The sequence below is a fragment of the Cereibacter sediminicola genome, assembly GCF_007668225.1.
GTDB lineage: Bacteria > Pseudomonadota > Alphaproteobacteria > Rhodobacterales > Rhodobacteraceae > Cereibacter_A > Cereibacter_A azotoformans.
In genome coordinates, this window is sequence record NZ_VDEK01000090.1 from 1 (window position 1) to 1,768 (window position 1,768).

Consider the following 1,768-nt stretch of genomic DNA (forward strand, 5'->3'; position numbering starts at 1 on the left):
CGCATTGCCTCGCCTGAAATGTTGCCGAAGATGTTGCCGTTGCCTCAGTAGAAATGCTCCCGGGCGGATCTGCTGGGGAGGCAGCATTGAGGCAGGTGAGCATGGCGACGCGCGATGAACTCTTGGCGGCACTGAGGGTGCGCTACGGGCAGGCTGGACGAGAAGACAAGGCCCGGATTCTCGCGGAGTTCGTGGCGCTGACGGGCTACCATCGCAAGCACGCCGCGCGGCTTCTTCGCGGCGGAGGCGGCGCGGATCGGTCGGCCCCTCGTCCGCAGCGCAGGCTTTATGACGACGCGGTCCGGGAGGCCCTGATCCTGCTGTGGGAAGCCTCGGACAGGATCTGCGGCAAGCGGTTGAAGCCGCTGATCCCGATGCTGGTCACCGCGATGGAGCGCCACGGGCATCTGTCGCTCGATCCCGTGGTTCGGCAGCGACTGCAGGCGATCAGCGCGGCCACGATCGACCGGATCCTCGCGCCGGTGCGCCAGGAGGCAGGCAACCGTGGCCGTCGCCGCAAGGCGCCCTCGTCGGAGATCCGCCGCGCCGTGCCGATCCGCACCCATGCCGACTGGAATGATCCGCCGCCGGGGTTCTTCGAGGCGGATCTCGTCTCGCACAGCGGTCCGCTGACGAGCGGAAGCTTTGCGCAGACGCTGGTACTGACCGATATCGCGAGCGGATGGACGGAATGCGCGCCGCTCCTGTTTCGGGAGCAGCAGCTGTTGACCGAGGTCCTGACAGTGCTGCGCGAGGTGACGCCGCTGCCGATCCTCGGGTTCGACACCGACAACGATACCGTCTTCATCAACGAGACGGTGAAGACCTGGTGCGAGGCCACGGGCGTGGCCTTCACCCGCTCGCGCCCCTATCGCAAGAACGATCAGGCCCATATCGAGCAAAAGAACGGAGCGGTCGTGCGCCGGATGGTTGGCTATCGCCGCTTCGAGGGCTTGGCGGCAACGGAGTCGCTGACAAATCTCTACCGGCCGATGCGCCTGTTCGTGAACTTCTTCCAGCCGTCCTTCCGGCTCGCCGAGAAGGTGCGGGAGGGCGCTCTGATCCGCAAGCGGTATCATGCGCCGCTGACCCCGCATCAACGTCTCGTCGCCGATCCTCGCACGCCGCAGGCAGTGAAGGATATGCTCGACGCCCAGCACGCGACGCTCGATCCGGTGAGCCTGCTGCGGGATATCCGTGCGGCGCAGCGGGCGCTCGTCGAGATCGCCGACACGGTGCCCGTGGTGCCGGTTGCGGCGCCGTCGATCGAGGCATTCCTCGAGGGGCTCAAGGTTGCCTGGCGCTCCACCGAAGAGGTACGGCCCACGGCGCAGCCCAAGCCCTCGAAGCCCCGATACCGAACCGTGCCGGACCCGTTGGAAGCGGTGACCGAGACACTGAAAGCCTGGTTCGAAGCCGACATGGGCGTGACCGGACGGCAACTCCTTGACCGTTTGCAGGTGGCCCACCCGGGCGCGTACCCTGATTGCCTGATCCGCACCGTCCAGCGGCGGCTGAAGATCTGGCGTCGCGAAAGCGCCCGTGCGCTAGTCCTCGGGGGCGTCGACGCCGTCAGCGCGAGCGGGGGGCTTTCCGGCGAGGCGCTGCGCTGGCTGAGGGCTCCGCACCCCGCCGGAAAGCCCCCCGCGCCCACGGGTGTGCCCGTGGAAGCCGTCGCAGTCGCAGCCCCTGAACGGTAGGAGCCCGGCAACATTCCGGATGAGGCGACAGCCACCGCTTCGGGAACATTCCTTCATGAGGCAATACG

Annotated in this window: 1 pseudogene; it reads left to right on the forward strand. The window is 67.3% G+C overall.

Annotated features, from left to right (window positions below):
• Positions 1 to 86: 86 nt before the first annotated feature.
• Positions 87 to 1,553: pseudogene (locus FG154_RS20375) on the forward strand (ISNCY family transposase); the annotation flags it as partial.
• Between the last annotated feature and the right edge of the window lie 215 nt (positions 1,554 to 1,768).